This window comes from Ralstonia sp. SA306 (assembly GCF_054792405.1).
In genome coordinates, this window is sequence record NZ_CP096451.1 from 1,678,439 (window position 1) to 1,695,521 (window position 17,083).

Here is a 17,083-nt window from a genome sequence, read left to right on the forward strand (position 1 = left end):
TGTTGCGTCGCTTGGGTCTTACTTGCCCGGTTGATAGAGCTGGTCAAACTGCCCGCCGTCGGCAAAGTGCGTCTTCTGCGCCTTCTGCCAGCCGCCGAACGTGTCGTCGATCGTCACCAGCTTCACCTTCGGGAATTCGCTCTCGTGCTTCCTGGCCACTGCCGGGTCGGTCGGGCGATAGAAGTTCTTTGCGCCAATCTCCTGCCCTTGCGGCGAGTACAGGAACTTGAGATACGCCTCCGCAGCCTTACGCGTGCCCTTCTTGTCGGCCACCTTGTCCACCACCGCCACCGGCGGTTCGGCCAGGATGGAGATGGACGGCACCACCACGTCGAACTTGTCCTTGCCCTCCACGCGCGAGGCCAGCAGCGCCTCGTCTTCCCACGCGATCAGCACATCGCCGATACCACGCTCGGTAAAGGTGGTGGTCGCACCGCGCGCGCCCGAATCGAGCACCGGCACGTTCTTGTAGAGCTTCTGCACGAAGTCCTTGGCCGTCGCATCCGAACCGCCCGGCTGCTTGAGCGCATAGGCCCAGGCGGCAAGGTAGTTCCAGCGTGCGCCACCGGAGGTCTTCGGGTTGGGCGTGATGACGGCAATGCCCGGCTTGACCAGGTCGCTCCAATCCTTGATGCCCTTCGGGTTGCCCTTGCGCACCAGGAAGACGATGGTCGAGGTGTACGGCGAGGCGTTGTGCGGCAGGCGCTTCTGCCAGTCCTTAGCCGTTAGGCCTTTCTCGGCGATCGCGTCGATGTCGTAGCCCAGCGCCAGCGTCACCACATCGGCATCCAGCCCGTCGATCACGGACCGCGCCTGCTTGCCCGAACCGCCATGCGAAGCGCGCAGGGTGATGTCCTCACCCGTTTCAGCCTTCCACTTCTTGGCGAATTCGGCGTTGATTTCCTTGTACAGCTCGCGCGTCGGGTCGTACGACACATTCAGCAGCGTCGTTGCCGCATGCGCACCCACGGTTCCCCCCGCCACGATGGCAGCCGCCGTAGCACGTACCAGCGTGTTGAAAACAAACTTGCGAATCATCTTGCAGGCTCCGTTTCTGATCTCTGATGGATTTGGAATAGGAGCAAGACTACCGAGCGTGTCTTGTGCGGGGAACGAATGGTTTCAGGGAATGTTCATCGGTTTTTGCATAAAGGCGGGGATTGGGGCTGCGCGGATGCGGGGCAAAGGGCTTCAGGCGGGGGGGCGAGCGTGGCGCTTGAGGGTCAAACCCTCGGCTTTGGGTGTTAAAGAGCCGAGCTTAGGCCTCGGACAGCGGGACTCCGGGGGTTTTGGGTAGAGGCCGGGCCTTGGAGAGACGTTGGGTCGAGTGTTTTTGGGTGGAGCTTGGGTGTTGGAGCGTGGAGCTTGAGGGTTTTTGGGTGACGCTTGAGTGTTGGAGGGTCGAGGCTGGCTGATTTTGTCGGGCGATTTGAATGTCGGAGGGGCGAGAGCGAGGGTTTTGGGGTGGCGTTCGAGTCTTGGAGGGTGAAGTTCGAGCCTTGGAGGGTGGAGGTTGAACCTTGGAGGGTGGAGGTTGAGGGTTTTGGGGTGGGGCTTGAGGGTTTTGGAGTCGCGGCGTCGGGGGCTACCTGGAGCCCTTGGGGTCGGGTTTTGTGGTGGCGTGCGGGGCTTGCTTGCCTGGGGGCGGTCTTTTTTTTGTTGGTGGTGCATCCCTTGTTTCATCCCCTGCCGGGGCTGACTCACTTTCTTTGTCTTGCCAAAGAAAGTAAGCAAAGAAAGGCGCGCCCGAGATGGCGAAAGACTCCTTCAATTTTCGTAACCGGGCGGAGGCGGGGAAAACTCGCTGCGCTCAAACAGTTCCCCGCCTTTTTTCCGCCCGCTTACGAAAATTGAAGGCGCCATCAAGGGCAGGAACGTCACCGACCAAACCGGTGGTTTGCGTGTCCTGTCGGAGTTTCGTTTCGTGCGGTGTGCTGCTTCGCTTCGCTCGCTATCTCAACCTGTTCTTACTGCTTTGCCTCGCGTCTTGCCGCACATCCCACTACTGCGGTTGTGCTTCGATGGTGTGGCCGTACCTTGCCCTAGATGGCGCCTTGAATTTCTGTTGCAGAGAGGAAAAAGGAAGGGAAACTGTCTGAGCGCAGCGAGTTTTTCCCTTCCCCTCTCTGCGACATAAATTCAAGGGGAAGTCGCCATCTCGGGCGCGCCTTTCTTTGCTTACTTTCTTTGGCAAGACAAAGAAAGTGAGTCGCCCCCGGCAGGGGGTGAAACAAGGGATGCACCACAAACAAAGCACAAAAAAAAACCGCTCTGGCGAACCCAGAGCGGCTTTTCGAAGCGCTAACGTAGCCTCAGTGCACAACCCGATCAAACGAGAACTGCCCATCCCGATAATCCACCGGCACCACATCCTTCGGGGCAAACTTGCCCTCCAGAATCATCCGTGCCACCGGATTCTCAAGCTGCTGCTGGATGGCCCGCTTCAACGGCCGTGCCCCAAACACCGGGTCGTAACCCGCCGATGCCAGCTTGGCCACCGCCTCGTCGCTGATCTCCAGCGCCAAGTCCATCTGCGCCAGACGTGCCGAGAGGCGCTTGAGCTGGATGCGCGCGATCGATTCGATGTTGCGTTGGTCCAGCGCGTGGAACACCACCACCTCGTCGATCCGGTTCAGGAACTCGGGCCGGAAATGCGTTTTCACTTCCTGCCACACCGCACCCTTGATCACATCCGCCGGTTCGGTCACCATCTGCTGGATGAGCTGCGAGCCGAGGTTCGACGTCATCACGATCACCGTGTTCTTGAAGTCCACCGTGCGACCCTGGCCGTCGGTCAGGCGACCGTCATCCAGCACCTGCAACAGCACGTTGAACACGTCCGGGTGCGCCTTCTCCACTTCATCGAGCAGCACCACGCTGTACGGCTTGCGGCGCACGGCTTCGGTCAGGTAGCCGCCTTCCTCATAGCCGACATAGCCCGGGGGCGCGCCGATCAGCCGGCTCACGGAATGCTTCTCCATGAACTCGCTCATGTCGATGCGGATGAGGTGCTCTTCCGAATCGAACAGGAAGCCGGCCAGCGCCTTGCACAGCTCGGTCTTGCCGACGCCCGTCGGGCCCAGGAACAGGAACGAGCCGTAGGGCTTGTTCTCGTCTGCGATGCCGGCGCGCGAGCGGCGGATGGCGTCCGACACCAGACGCACGGCCTCGTCCTGGCCGACCACACGCTCGTGCAGGCGGTCTTCCATCTTGAGCAGTTTCTCGCGCTCGCCGGTCATCATCTTCGCCACGGGAATGCCCGTAGCGCGGCTGACGACTTCGGCAATCTCTTCGGCACCCACCTGCGTGCGCAGTAGCTTGTTCGGCTGCTTCTGGCCGGCAGACTCGGCGGCAGTGGCGGCCTTGAGCTTGCCTTCCAGTTCGGGCAGCTTGCCGTATTGCAACTCGGCCACCTTGTCGAGCTTGCCTTCTCGCTGCAGCTTGGCGATCTCAAGCTTGATCTTTTCGATCTCTTCCTTGAGCGTCGCCGCACCCTGCGCGGCGCCCTTCTCCGCCTTCCAGATCTCGTCCAGATCTGCGTATTCCTTCTGCAGGCGTTCGATTTCCTGCTCGATCAGCTCCAGGCGCTTCTGCGAGGCTTCGTCGGTTTCCTTCTTGACGGCCTCACGCTCGATCTTGAGCTGGATCAGGCGGCGGTCGAGCTTGTCCATCGCCTCGGGCTTCGAGTCGATTTCCATCTTGATGCGCGCCGCTGCTTCGTCGATCAGGTCGATGGCCTTGTCCGGCAGGAAGCGGTCGGTGATATAGCGGTGGCTGAGTTCCGCCGCGGCCACGATCGCCGGGTCGGTGATCTCCACGCCGTGGTGCAGTTCGTATTTTTCCTGCAGGCCGCGCAGGATGGCGATGGTCGCCTCCACGCTCGGCTCGCCCACGAGCACCTTCTGGAAGCGTCGCTCCAGCGCGGCATCCTTCTCGATGTACTTGCGGTATTCGTCCAGCGTGGTCGCGCCGATGCAATGCAGCTCGCCGCGAGCAAGCGCCGGCTTGAGCATGTTGCCGGCGTCCATCGCGCCCTCGGCCTTGCCCGCGCCCACCATGGTGTGGATTTCGTCGATGAAGAGGATGGTCTGGCCCTCTTCCTTCGCGATGTCGTTGAGCACGGCCTTCAGGCGTTCCTCGAACTCGCCACGGTACTTGGCACCGGCAAGCAAACCCGCCATATCGAGCACTAGCACGCGCTTGTTCTTCAGGCTTTCAGGCACCTCGCCGTTGATGATGCGCTGCGCCAGGCCTTCGACGATGGCCGTCTTGCCCACGCCCGGCTCGCCGATCAGCACCGGGTTGTTCTTGGTGCGGCGCTGCAGGATCTGGATGGCACGACGGATTTCATCATCGCGGCCGATGACGGGGTCGAGCTTGCCGATCCGGGCCATCTCAGTCAGGTCGATGGTGTACTTCTTGAGCGCTTCACGCTGGCTTTCGGCTTCGGCGCTGCCGACGGTCTGGCCGCCGCGCACGGCGTCGATGGCGGCTTCGAGCGGCTTGCGCGACAGGCCGTGTTCGCGCGCAATGCGCCCCGCCTCGCCCTTGTCGTCAGCAGCTGCCAGCAGGAATAGCTCGCTGGCGATGAACTGGTCGCCGCGCTTGATGCCTTCCTTCTCGGTTTGCTGCAGCAGGTTGCCCAGATCACGACCGACCTGCACCTGCTCACCGCCCTGCACCTGCGGCAGGTGCTTGATGGCACGGTCCAGCGCCGTGTCGAGGGCGCCCGTGTTGACGCCCGCGCGGGCGAGCAGGTTCTTGGTCGCGCCATCCGGCTGGCGCAGCATGGCCAGTAACAGGTGGACGGGTTCGATGTACGGATTGTCGTTGCCCAGCGCCAGGCTCTGCGCGTCGGCCAGCGCTTCCTGGAAGCGGGTCGTCAGTTTGTCCAAACGCATTAAAAACCCCTTGCGGAAAATGTTTCACTGCTCCGAAAGATAGGGAGCTTCGGTGGCTTTTCAAGCAGGGAAACGCGAGTTTTGATGCAGATTTGCGCCAGAACAAACGGCGGCGCGCCTGCTGGCCACGCCGCCGTCCCAAGTGCGTCAAAACCGTCCCGGCTAGCGCATCAGTTGGGCACCGATACCGTCGCCACACCGCCCGACACGCTCACCGAGATACGGTCGCCCGCCGCTGGCGTGCTGGTGAAGTTCGGCACGTTTGCCGCATTGATGGCCGGTGCGGCACCGGGCGTGCCACCGCGCGGGGTCGTACGCACCACCTGCGACGGCGGCAACGGCGTGCCGTTCTTCAGGTTCGCGTACATGGCGTCCAGCGCGCGCTGCTCATACAGCACCAGCGGCACGAACAGCGCGTCATAGCCGGGCACAAGGTCGATAAAGCCGTCGAAATGCTGCGCGTTCATCACCTCGATGTACGACAGCTTGCTCGAGCCGCCCTCCACCTTGGCGTTCAGCCCCAGATACGGCCGAGAGCCATGGTTGACCGGCAGTAGCGCATCATTGCGGCCCTGCACGATCAGCGCGGGCTTGCCCTGCAGATTGCCCGTGCGCAGCGTCTGGCTGATGCCGGTCTGCAGCGATTGGGAGGCGGCATCGGCGCCTGTCAGCAGGTTGCGCAGGCACAGCGCGCCATCGAGGTTGGCGGCCTGCGTGCCGGTCGAGTCCACCGACTGGTTGCTGCGCGTCGGGCCGCCCTGCGCGTTGTTGTTGACGAGCTGCACGCCGGAGGTGGGCGGAATGCCGTTGCCGAGCGCCGCCATCTGCGCGAGCGCCGTGGCGTTCACCGCCGTCGGATGGAACGACGCGTCAGTTGCCGCGAAGCTCAGCCCGCACAGGTTGTCGGTCACGCTGGCGCGCGAGAGTGCGTTGCCAAACGTGGTCGCCACCGATGGGTCGATCTCGTAGAACGACATCGACGCATGCACGAGGTCCGACTCGGGCTCCCAACCATAGGCGCGCATCTTCTGCAGGGCTTCGTCAGCCTGGGCAGTTGCCGTGGTGGACGTCAGCAGCCCGGCCGCCTTGAGCGCTGCGCAGCGATTAGCCTGCGCGCCAGCCGGGAACGTCGTGAGGCTCGTAAAGAACGCCTGCGCCGGTGCGGTGGCAACGCTCGCAGACGACGCCGCGCAGAGCCGGAATACATTGGCGTAGCTCACGTAGTCGAACAGCGGCTTGCCGGTGGTCGGCAGCGTCGTGCCACCGCGCACCACCTGCACACCGGTATTGGGCGGCAGGTTCAGGCCAGGCTCGCCGACGGCCACCCCGTCGATCCACCCGCCGGTGTCCTGCTCGGCAGCCGCAATGGCCGCGCCGCCGCCGTTCGAAATGCTCGACGCGATGACGATGGTGTTGTCCGGACGCACCGGCAACGCGCTGCCAATGAGCGCACCACTGGCTCCCGCGATCTTGTCGTTGATCGCCCAGAACGCGAACTGCACGGCCTGCAGCGTGAACAGACCCCAATCCTTCTCGGGGTTGCGCTGCGAATGCGCGTGCTTGAACGCCAGCCGGTTCGGCGTGGCAGCATTGAAAGCGGACAACTGGCTGCTGGTGAGCGGCGCGGCAAAGTGCGCGTTGGACCCGGCTGCGGTGCGCGTGGTGCGCGTGCCGTCCTGCAGGGCGACGGTGTCGGTAGCCAGATCGTGCGGACCGGCGCCTGTGCCCTTGTCGGTATAGGCAACGGCGCACTTGCGCTTGAGGCCCCACTCGCCGGTGGAAATCGCGCCGTAGATGCCGCGCGAGCCCGACGAGGTGGCGGTGATGATGCAGGGGTTGTTGGCGTCGAAGCTGTCCGGAATCTGCACGAGCAGCACCACGTTCTGCTGGCCTGTGCCGTCGTCGGAGTACGTCACGTATTCCGTCCCGGCGATCATGCCGGAGCCCTGTGTGACGTTGCCGCTGGCATCGACGTTCGGGCCATAAAGCGTGCCGTAGCCGCCCTTGGCTGCCGTGTCGACCAGCGCACGGTAGTTGGCATAGATCGCCAGGCGACGCAGCTCAGCTGCCGTGGGCGCTGCCGGGTTGGCGATGGTCGGCGCGGTGGCCGAAGCCAGGCCGCTTGCGCCCAGGCCGGCGGTCAACAGATCGTCGGACACGCCGTCGTACCGGTTGATGGTCACCTTGCCGGCAAAGGCCGGCTTGGTATTGCCCGGTACGTTGTTGCCATCATTGCTGCCGCCGCAAGCGCTCAGCACACCGCAGCCGGCCAGCAGCACGGCACCGGCCGCGATGAGGTTGCTTGCGAAGACGTGCCGTCGCAGGCGCGCCGTTCGGGTTGGTTTCATTGCGTCTCCTTCTCGTTATGGATGGAACAACACAAAGCAACCTGCGGCGGCCTCCGATACTGCACGTCCCTACGCCACCGCAGGCACTACCAGTATGTGAACCAAACTTCTCATTCGCAATTCAATTTGCGTGATCGGCCTTGCGATCAACTGAACGTGCGTACCGTCCAGAGACCCAGCATGGTCAGGAACAGCGAGCCCCCGAGATGCGCCACGATATGCAGCGCGCCCATCAGGTGGTCGCCGGCCAGGATGTTGGCGACAACCTCGCTGGAAAACGTCGAGAACGTCGTGAGACCGCCCAGAAAACCGGTGATGACGAGCAAACGCCATTCCGGCGGCAGCCCCGCGTGCGTATCGAAAAAACCCACCGCAACGCCGATCAGATAGCCTCCCACCAGATTGGCTGCCAGCGTGCCGTACGGCAAGGCCGGATTGATGGCGTTCCACAAGATGGCGAACGCCCAGCGCAACCAGGCTCCCAGCGCAGCGCCCACCCCAACTGCCAGAATGCCCATTCCGCTCATGCGGTCGCGTCCTTGTTATTCGTAGTCGTTGGGTTGCGCCGATGCGCCAGGCTGATTGGCCGTGTTTGCCCCGGCGTTGGTGGTCGCAATGCCCCAGCGGGCGAGCGCCTTGTCGTCCGTGACGCGTGCATCGACCCAGCGCGCGCCCTCGGGCGTCTGCTCCTTCTTCCAGAACGGCGCCTCGCTCTTGAGGTAATCCATGATGAATTCGCACGCGGCAAAGGAGTCGCCGCGGTGCTTGGAGGCCACCGCCACCAGCACGATCTGGTCTTGCGGCTTGAGCTTGCCAACGCGGTGGATGACGAGCGCGTCAATCAGCTCCCAGCGTTGCATAGCCGCGCTGACGATGTCGGCGAGCGCCTTTTCGGTCATGCCTGGATAGTGCTCCAGCTCCATCTCCGACACGCCGGTGCCATCGTTGATATCGCGCACGGTGCCAATGAAGCTGGCCACTGCACCAATGTTCGGGCGGCCGGCACGCAGCGCTGCAATCTCGGCGCCGAGGTCAAAGTCGGCTTCCTGCACACGGACGGACATGGTTGCTCTGCTCCGTTCAGCCGCCGGTCACTGGCGGGAAGAATGCGACTTCGCAGCCGTCATGCACAGCGGTATCGGCCGGCACGATCTGGTGGTTCACGGCCATGCGCAGCGCACGACCTTCGGCCAGAGTTTCGCCCCAGACCGGACCGCGCTGCGCCAGCCAGCGGCGCACATCGCCCACGGTGCGCACGGCCTCCGGCACGACCACCTGCTCCTGTGAGGTTCCGAGTTGCTCACGCACGCTGGCAAAGAAACGAAGCTCAATCTGCATGGCCATCGCTCCTTACACCAGACCCGCAAACGGCAGGAAGCTGACCACATCGCCCTGCGCGATCGGCTGGTTGGGCGGGTTGTCGATCAGGCCATCGCCCCATACGGTGGAGGTCAGCACGCCCGAGCTTTGATTGGGAAACAGGTCCAGCCCGCCGTTGGCGTTGATACGCGCACGCAGAAATTCGTTGCGGCGATCGCCCTTGGGCAGCGCAAAGTCGGCCCGCATCGGGATGCGCTTCGGGGCCACGTCGGACACGCCCTGCAGACGCAGGATGAACGGCCGCACGAACAGCAGGAAGGTGACGAAGCTCGACACCGGGTTGCCCGGCAGGCCGATGAAAAACGCGGTGGGGCCACCCACCATGCCTTCGGGCCGGCGCACCTCGCCAAAAGCCAGCGGCTTGCCCGGCTTGATGGCGATCTGCCATAGGTTCAGGCGCCCTTCGGCTTCCACTGCGGGCTTGATGTGGTCTTCCTCGCCCACCGACACGCCGCCGGAGGTGATGATGAGGTCGTGCTCCTCGGCCGCTTCGCGGAGTGTGTCGCGCGTGGCTTGCAGCGTGTCGGGCACGATGCCGAAATCGGTGATGTCGCAGCCGAGGTTTTCCAACAGCGCGCGCAGCGTGAAGCGGTTGGAGTTGTAGATCGCACCGGGCTTGAGCGGCTCGCCGGGCATGGCAAGCTCGTCGCCGGTAAAGAACACGGCCACGCGCGGACGGCGCACCACGTGCAGATTGGCGCAACCGACCGAAGCTGCCAAGCCGAGTTGCTGCGGACCGAGACGCGTGCCGCGCGCCAGGATCTCGGCACCGTCGGCAATATCCTCGCCGGCGCGGCGGATCCACTCGCCGGATTCAGGCACGTGGTCGATGGTGACGGTGCCCGTGTCCGGGTCAGCCTTGCATTGTTCCTGCATGACCACCGCATCCGCGCCCGGCGGGATCAGCGCGCCGGTAAAGATACGCGCCGCCTCGCCCGCATTGAGCGGCTGACCGACATAGCCAGCCGGAATGCGCTGGGCCACCTTCAGGCGCACGCCCGACCCGGTGATGTCGGCGGCGCGCACGGCGTAACCGTCCATCTGCGTGTTGTCGGCGGGCGGCACGTTCAAGCTGCTGCGCACGGCCAGCGCGAGGACGCGCCCGTTGGCGTGCAACGTCGACACGGTTTCGGTCTCGTGCAAGGCGCGCACTGCGGCAAGCAGTTGCGACAGCGCCGCATCGAGCGTCAGCAAGGACGGTTTGACGGCGGGAGCATCGTTGGCGGACATGCGGGAATGGGAAAACGAAATCGGAAAGGAGATTTCGATTGTATCGGTTCCAGGCCGATGCCATGCATCAGCGCAGGCGTATCAAGCGAATGCGCGGGCCAGCGCGGCCCGCAGTGCCGGCACGATGTGCGCGTCAAACCACGGGTTGTGTTTGAACCAGGCCAGATTGCGCGGGCTCGGATGCGGCAGCGGAAACAGCACTCGGCCGTCGGCGTCCTGCACGGGCCCATTACGCACCACGTCCGTCAGCGACCAGTCGCGCGGCACGTCGAGGTAATTGCGCTGGGCATAGGTGCCCACCAGCAGCGCGAGCCTCACATCGGGCATCGCGGTCAACAGCGGCCGGTGCCATTTGGGCGCGCATTCGGGGCGCGGCGGCAAATCGCCATTCGCGCCAGTGCCGGGAAAGCAGAAGCCCATCGGCACCACGGCGATGCGCCTGTCAGCGTAGAAATCGTCGTATGAGATCTGCAACCACTGGCGCAGGCGGTCGCCCGAGCGGTCGTTCCAGGGGATGCCGGTTTCGTGGACGATGCGGCCGGGCGCCTGCCCGATGATGAGGACGCGGGCGCGGCGGTCCGCCACGACTACCGGGCGAGGCTCGTGCGCCAATGCGCCCTTGCACTCGCGGCAGGCGCGGATGTCGTGCAGGCAGCGCTCGAACGCTGCCCCGGCTACGTCATCCGGCACTGCTTCCATCGTTTTAGAGACCGGTGTGCTGGGCGATGTAGCCCTTGATACGGTCAGCGTCGGCCGGCATGACTTCGAAGCGCTGCGGCAGCGATTCGATATCAGCGTAGCCAGCCGGACGCTCCGGCTCGCGGTCAAGCGCTTCGCGAATGGTGTCGCCGAACTTGGCCGGCAGCGCCGTTTCCAGCACCACCATCGGCACGCCCGGCGTCAGGTTTTCGCGCGCCACTTTCACGCCGTCGGCGGTGTGGGTGTCGATCATCGTGCCGTAGGTGGCAAACACGTCGCGAATCGTATCGACGCGGTCTGCGTGCGAGCTGCGGCCCGAGACAAAGCCGAACTCGGCGATGCGATCGAACTCCGGCTTGCCCGTCATCGAGAAACCACCCTTTTCGTCCACGTCGCGGAAGAGCTGGGCCAGGCGTGCAGGATCACGATCCAGCAGGTCGAACACGAAGCGCTCGAAGTTTGACGCCTTGCTGATGTCCATGCTGGGGCTGGACGTGTGATACGTCTGCGCGGCCGAACGCACGCGGTACGTGCCGGTGCGGAAGAATTCGTCGAGCACGTCGTTCTCGTTGGTGGCAACGACCAGCTTGTCGATCGGCAAACCCATCATGCGCGCGATGTGGCCGGCGCAGACGTTGCCGAAGTTGCCCGATGGCACGCAGAACGAAACCTTGTCGCCAATCTTCGGGGCCGCCAGCAGGTAGCCCTTGAAGTAGTAGACGACCTGGGCGACGACACGCGCCCAGTTGATCGAATTGACCGTACCGATCTTCTGGCGGGCCTTGTATTCGAGATCGTTCGACACTGCCTTGACGATGTCCTGCGCGTCGTCGAACACGCCTTCGATGGCGATGTTGAAGATGTTCTTGTCTTGCAGGCTGAACATCTGCGCGGTCTGGAACGCGCTCATCTTGCGGTGCGGGCTCAGCATGAACACGCGCACGCCGCGCTTGCCGCGCATGGCGTATTCGGCGGCGCTGCCCGTGTCGCCCGAGGTGGCGCCCAGGATGTTCAACTCGGCATGTTCACGGTCAAGTGCGTACTCGAACAGGTTGCCCAGCAGCTGCATCGCCATGTCCTTGAAGGCCAGCGTCGGGCCGTTGGACAGGCACAGCAGCGAGAGCGACGTGCCGCCTTCCTCGCCCAGCTTGTGCAGGGGCGTGATGTCGGCAGTGTTGTCGCCGGCGCGCGCGTTGCCGTACACCTCGGGCGTATAGGTGCGGCGCGTCAGTGCTCGCAGATCGTCTTCGGGAATGTCGGTGGCGAACTTGCGCAGAATTTCGAACGCGAGGTCGGCGTACGGCAGGTCGCGCCAGCGGGTCAGCTCATCAACGCTGACCTGCGGGTACTGCTCAGGCAGGTACAGGCCGCCGTCCGGCGCCAGGCCGCCCAGCAGGATGCGGGAGAAGCTCTGCGGCTCTGCGTGGCCGCGGGTCGATCGGTATTGCATGCTCATGTCCTGCGCTTAGTTCAGTTCTTCCATGCGGATGCGCGTGACCTTCGACAGCACGGTCGGCAGCGCTTCGATGGCGGCGATGGCGGCGTTCACGCGCTTTTCCACCGTCACGTGCGACAGCATGATGATGTCGGTCTGCGGCTCGCCTTCGCGCGATTCCTTCTGCAGCATGGCGTCGATCGAGATGCCGCCTTCGGCCAGGATGCGCGTGATGTCGGCCAGGACGCCGGTTTCATCGGCCACGCGCATGCGCAGGTAATAGCTTGAGCGCACTTCGTCGATCGGCAGCACCGGCGTGTCGGACAGCGCGTCCGGCTGGAACGCCAGATGCGGCACGCGGTGTTCCGGGTCGGCCGTGTGCAGGCGCGTCACATCCACCAGATCGGCGACGACGGCCGAAGCGGTCGGCTCGGCGCCTGCGCCCTTGCCGTAGTACAGCGTCGGGCCCACGGCATCGCCGTTGACGACCACGGCATTCATCGCGCCTTCGACATTGGCGATCAGGCGCTTGGTCGGCACGAGCGTCGGATGCACCCGCAGTTCGATGCCGGCCTCGGTACGACGCGTAATGCCAAGCAGCTTGATGCGATAGCCGAGTTCTTCGGCGTAGCGAATGTCAACGGCTTCCAGCTTGGTGATGCCTTCCACATACGCGCGTTCAAACTGGATCGGCACGCCAAAGGCGATGGCGCTCATGAGTGTGAGCTTGTGCGCGGCGTCAAAGCCTTCGATGTCGAAGGTCGGATCGGCTTCGGCGTAGCCCAGGCGCTGGGCTTCCTTGAGCACCGTATCAAAGTCCAGACCCTTGTCGCGCATCTCGGTCAGGATGAAGTTCGTGGTGCCGTTGATGATGCCGGCGATCCACTCGATGCGGTTGGCTGTCAGGCCTTCGCGCAGAGCCTTGATGATGGGGATGCCGCCGGCGACGGCGGCCTCGAACGCCACCATCACGCCCTTGTCCTGGGCAGCCTTGAAAATCTCGTTGCCATGCAGGGCCAGCAGCGCCTTGTTGGCAGTGACAACATGCTTGCCGTTGGCGATGGCGCGCAGCACCAGCTCACGCGTCAGGTCATAGCCGCCGATCAGTTCCACGACGATATCGATCTCGGGCGAATCCACAATCGCAAACGGATCGTTCACCACGGGCACGGTCGCCCCGGCTTCCTGCACGATGGCGCGGGCGCGGTCGAGATTGCGCACGGCAATCATGGCGACTTCGATGCCGCGACCCGCGCGACGGCGGATTTCTTCCTGGTTCCGTTGCAGAACCTTGAGGGTACCGCCACCGACGGTACCGAGCCCGAGCAGGCCGATCTTGATGGGATTCATGAGACGTGTCGTAAAGAAACGAAAAAGCGGAGAAGCAAAAAACACACAGGGCAGACACTTCGGTCTGCCCCGCAGTTACTGATCTGGCGGAAGACCGAGTTTATGCGGCCCGGATGCCAGTACCGTGACGCTGACGGTACCGCTCCAGGAAGCGCGAAATTCGGCCGATCGCTTCACGAAGATCGTCTTCGTGTGGCAGGAAGACGATGCGGAAGTGGTCCGGCGAGTGCCAGTTGAAGCCGGTGCCCTGCACCAGAAGCACGCGTTCTTCTTCCAGCAGCTGGCGGATGAAAGTCTGATCGTCTTCGATGGGATACACCGCCGGGTCCAGGCGCGGGAACATATACAGCGCAGCCTTGGGCTTGACGCAGGTCACGCCAGGGATGGCGGTGATCAGCTCGTGCGCAAGATCACGCTGACGGCGCATGCGACCGCCCGGTGCCACCAGGTCTTTGATGCTCTGGTAGCCGCCCAGCGCGGTCTGGATGGCCCATTGGCCCGGCACGTTGGCGCACAGGCGCATCGACGACAGCATGTTCAGGCCTTCGATGTAGTCCTTGGCCGGGCGCTTGTCACCGGACACGACCATCCAGCCCGCGCGGTACCCGCACGAGCGGTAGCTCTTCGACAGGCTGTTGAACGTCACGGTCAGCACGTCTTCCGACAGCGAGCCGATCGCGGTGTGCTTGTTGTCGTCGAACAGAACCTTGTCGTACACCTCATCGGCGAAGATCACCAGGCCGTGTTCGCGCGCGATGGCGACGATGCCCAGCAGCAGCTCGTCCGAATACAGCGCGCCGGTCGGATTGTTCGGGTTGATGACGACGATGCCCTTGGTGTTCGGCGTGATCTTGGCGCGGATGTCGTCCAGGTCCGGCATCCAGCCGTTGGCTTCGTCGCAGGTGTAGTGCACCGGCGTGCCGCCCGAGAGGCTGGTCACGGCGGTCCACAACGGGTAGTCGGGCGCCGGCAGCAGCAGCTCGTCACCGGCATCGAGCAGCGCGTTGGTGGCCAGCGAGATCAGCTCCGAGGCGCCATTGCCCAGATAGATGTCTTCCAGCGTGACGTTCTTGATGCCCTGCTCTTGCGTGTAGTGCATCACTGCCTTGCGCGCCGCGAAGATGCCCTTGGAATCCGAATACGCCGCCGAATTCGGCAGGTTGCGGATCATGTCCTGCTGGATCTCTTCAGGGGCATCGAAACCGAACACGGCCAGGTTGCCGATATTCAGCTTGATGATCTTGTGGCCCTCTTCTTCCATCTGCTTGGCCTTCTCGAGCACGGGGCCGCGAATGTCATAGCAGACGTTGTTGAGCTTGGCGGATTTCTGGATCGTTTTCACGGGCAAGGCGGCGAGTGGCGACGTTGAACGGGCTGGAACTACGGGGCATTCTGTGGCGCAGCAAAGCGGCGACGGTAACGCCACACAGCGGCAGGCGCCGCTACGCTATTCCTTGCCGGACATCGCTTGTGGCGCGGCGGGCGAAGGAGAGAAAAAGATATAATTTAGCCCATTATGACAGACTTAGGCGGGCATTTTTGCAACGCAGCGAAACCTGTCCGAAGTCTGAAACCTAGCGCCTTTGCCTGCGTGCCGCCGTATGCGCCGCAGTCATCGCGCCCGATGGGATTCCCACCTTGAAGCTCCATTCATCCGATTCGTCGACCATTCTCAATACCGTTACCGGCTATGGCGACGGCTATATCGAAATCAACAAGGTGCGCTACGAGCACTCGGTGCTGGTGATGCCCGAGGGCGCCGTGGTGCAGTGGGATGTGTCGCGCTTTGAGGATCTGACGCCCGAGCATTTCGCCCGCGTGCTCGAACTGGGGGCCGAAGTGGTGATCTTCGGCTCCGGCAACAAGCTGCGCTTCCCGCACCCGCGGCTGACGGTGCCGCTCACAGAAAAGCGCATCGGCGTAGACGCCATGGACCTGCAGGCCGCCGGCCGCACGTACAACATCCTGATGCTGGAAGGCCGCAAAGTGGCCGCCGCCCTGCTGATCGAGCGTGCCTGAACGCATGCCGATCGACCGCACTGCTCAAGCGCCCACCCTTCCCTGGCGCAATGCGTCGCTGTGGCTGCTGGCTGCTGCGTTCCTGGCCGTCTGGCTCGGCACGCTGGGCTACCGGCACCTGATCCCCACCGACGAAGGCCGCTACGCCGAGATCGCGCGCGAGATGTGCTCCTCCGGCGACTGGGTGACCATCCGTTACAACGCCCTGAAGTATTTCGAGAAGCCGCCGCTGCAAATGTGGGGGACCGCACTCGCCTACACGTTGTTTGGCATCGGCGACTGGCAAGCGAGGCTCTTCACGGCGCTCTCCGGCATCGTCGGCATTGTTTTCACGATGCTGGCGGCCGCGCGCTGGTGGGGCAAGCGGACAGCCGTCATCAGCGGGCTGGTGCTGGTGAGCGCCCCTCTCTGGAACGTGGGCTCGCACTTCAATTCGCTCGACATGGGCGTGGCCGGCTGCATGACGATGGCGCTGGGTGCGCTACTGCTCGCGCAGCATCCGGATGCCACGCGCGCTCAACAACGCGGCTGGATGTGGGCCTGCTGGGCATCAATGGCGCTCGCGGTGCTGAGCAAGGGCCTCATCGGCGTGGTCCTGCCGGGCTTTGTGCTGGTGGTGTACACCTTAGTCGCGCGCGACTGGGCCTTGTGGAAACGATTGCATCTGGTCAGCGGGCTGATCATCTTCTTTGCCGTCGGCGCGCCGTGGTTCGTGCTGATCTCGATGCGCAACCCGGAATTCGCGTGGTTCTTCTTCGTGCACGAGCATTTCCAGCGTTTCACGTCGACCGTGCATAACCGAAACGCGCCGCTTTGGTACTTCGTGCCATTGCTGGTGGCCGGGTTCCTCCCGTGGCTTGCTCAATTGCCCGGCGCTGCACGCCTGACCCTCGCACGCGGTGAAACCGCTAGTAACGGTTTCCGCCCCACGCTCATGCTCGGCCTGTGGGCTGTTCTGATCTTCGCGTTTTTCAGCATTTCCGACTCGAAGCTGCCGGGCTATATCTTTCCAATCATCCCAGCGCTGGCGATTCTGGCGGCCCTGATGCTCGACCACACCAGCGAGCGCGCGTGGCGCTGGCAACTCAAGGGCTTCCTGGTGCTGGCGCTGGCTGGTCTGGCGGCCAGCGGTTACGTGGCGACCATGTCGTCGGACATGTACCCGAACGCCGTGTTTTCCCGATTTGCGATGTTCCTGGCTGTGGCGTTCGTGGCGGGAGCCGGGTTCACGTGGCTGGCACTTCGCTTGGCGGACCGGCGCTTCGAGAGCGTGGCCGCATTTGCGTGCGCATGGTTCCTGACATTTACAGCGGCCATGCTCGGCCATGAAGCATTCGGGCGCTCCATGTCGGGTATCGATCTCGTGCCGGCCGTCAAGCCGTGGCTCAAGCCCGACGTGCCGTTCTATGCGGTCGAGCGTCTGGACCATACAATGCCGTTTTACCTCGGCCGGCCCACCATCATGGTGCAGGAGCCTGATGAACTGGCCTTTGGCGTCCAACAGGAGCCGGCCAAGTGGGTGCCGACCACCGAAGCGTTCGTGGCGCGCTGGAAAGCCGGCGGTCAGGCCGTCGCCATGATGGGACCGGGCACCTATGACCGGCTGGCAGCACAGGGCGTACCGATGGTGGTGATTGCCCGCGATGCCCGCCGTGTGATCGTCCGGCGCAACTAGGTTTCACCACCACGGATTGTCGAAAGGGGCGCGCAAGCGGAATTGT

General features: G+C 63.7%; 13 protein-coding genes. 2 read left to right on the forward strand and 11 right to left on the reverse strand.

From position 1 onward, the window contains the following. Window positions 1-18: 18 nt before the first annotated feature. The 11 genes from M1D44_RS08070 to M1D44_RS08120 all read right to left on the reverse strand — a co-directional run bounded on the left by M1D44_RS08070 (window position 19) and on the right by M1D44_RS08120 (window position 14,685). The gene (locus M1D44_RS08070; protein ID WP_316853739.1) at window positions 19-1,038 is read right to left on the reverse strand and encodes a sulfate ABC transporter substrate-binding protein; all 1,020 of its coding nucleotides are present in this window, start codon (window positions 1,036-1,038) and stop codon (window positions 19-21) included. Window positions 1,039-2,312: 1,274 nt separating this feature from the next. After that, complete coding sequence (clpB, locus tag M1D44_RS08075; RefSeq protein WP_316853740.1) at window positions 2,313-4,901, reverse strand: ATP-dependent chaperone ClpB; 2,589 nt, start codon at window positions 4,899-4,901, stop codon at window positions 2,313-2,315. Window positions 4,902-5,071: 170 nt separating this feature from the next. Continuing rightward, a complete protein-coding gene (locus M1D44_RS08080) occupies window positions 5,072-7,249 on the reverse strand; it encodes a 3-hydroxybutyrate oligomer hydrolase family protein (RefSeq protein WP_316853741.1) in 2,178 nt (725 codons plus the stop codon). A 146-nt stretch (window positions 7,250-7,395) separates the two neighbouring features. Beyond that, a complete protein-coding gene (gene crcB / locus M1D44_RS08085; RefSeq protein WP_024975866.1) occupies window positions 7,396-7,776 on the reverse strand; it encodes a fluoride efflux transporter CrcB in 381 nt (126 codons plus the stop codon). Window positions 7,777-7,791: 15 nt separating this feature from the next. Then, complete coding sequence (locus M1D44_RS08090) at window positions 7,792-8,313, reverse strand: molybdenum cofactor biosynthesis protein MoaE (RefSeq protein ID WP_024975867.1); 522 nt, start codon at window positions 8,311-8,313, stop codon at window positions 7,792-7,794. A gap of 16 nt (window positions 8,314-8,329) precedes the next feature. Beyond that, window positions 8,330-8,587, reverse strand: coding sequence for a molybdopterin converting factor subunit 1 (gene moaD / locus M1D44_RS08095; protein WP_024975868.1), 258 nt, complete (start codon window positions 8,585-8,587; stop codon window positions 8,330-8,332). Between the two features lie 12 nt (window positions 8,588-8,599). Further along, entirely contained in the window at window positions 8,600-9,859 is a 1,260-nt protein-coding gene (locus tag M1D44_RS08100) for a molybdopterin molybdotransferase MoeA (protein ID WP_316853742.1), read from the reverse strand. Between the two features lie 81 nt (window positions 9,860-9,940). Then, window positions 9,941-10,558, reverse strand: coding sequence for a uracil-DNA glycosylase family protein (locus M1D44_RS08105; protein WP_316853743.1), 618 nt, complete (start codon window positions 10,556-10,558; stop codon window positions 9,941-9,943). Between the two features lie 4 nt (window positions 10,559-10,562). Then, window positions 10,563-12,008 carry a threonine synthase gene (thrC, locus tag M1D44_RS08110; protein WP_024975871.1) on the reverse strand — a complete coding sequence of 482 codons (1,446 nt, stop codon included), beginning with the start codon at window positions 12,006-12,008 and terminating at the stop codon, window positions 10,563-10,565. 15 nt (window positions 12,009-12,023) lie between these two features. Then, window positions 12,024-13,343, reverse strand: a complete 1,320-nt coding sequence (locus M1D44_RS08115; protein ID WP_024975872.1) for a homoserine dehydrogenase — start codon at window positions 13,341-13,343, stop codon at window positions 12,024-12,026. 100 nt (window positions 13,344-13,443) lie between these two features. Continuing rightward, entirely contained in the window at window positions 13,444-14,685 is a 1,242-nt protein-coding gene (locus tag M1D44_RS08120; RefSeq protein ID WP_316853744.1) for a pyridoxal phosphate-dependent aminotransferase, read from the reverse strand. A 296-nt stretch (window positions 14,686-14,981) separates the two neighbouring features. Here M1D44_RS08120 and M1D44_RS08125 point away from each other — a divergent pair, with 296 nt between their 5' ends. Both M1D44_RS08125 and M1D44_RS08130 read left to right on the forward strand, forming a co-directional pair. Then, window positions 14,982-15,362, forward strand: a complete 381-nt coding sequence (locus M1D44_RS08125) for an Mth938-like domain-containing protein (protein WP_024975874.1) — start codon at window positions 14,982-14,984, stop codon at window positions 15,360-15,362. 4 nt (window positions 15,363-15,366) lie between these two features. Next, window positions 15,367-17,037, forward strand: coding sequence for a glycosyltransferase family 39 protein (locus M1D44_RS08130; RefSeq protein ID WP_316853812.1), 1,671 nt, complete (start codon window positions 15,367-15,369; stop codon window positions 17,035-17,037). Window positions 17,038-17,083 lie beyond the last annotated feature (46 nt).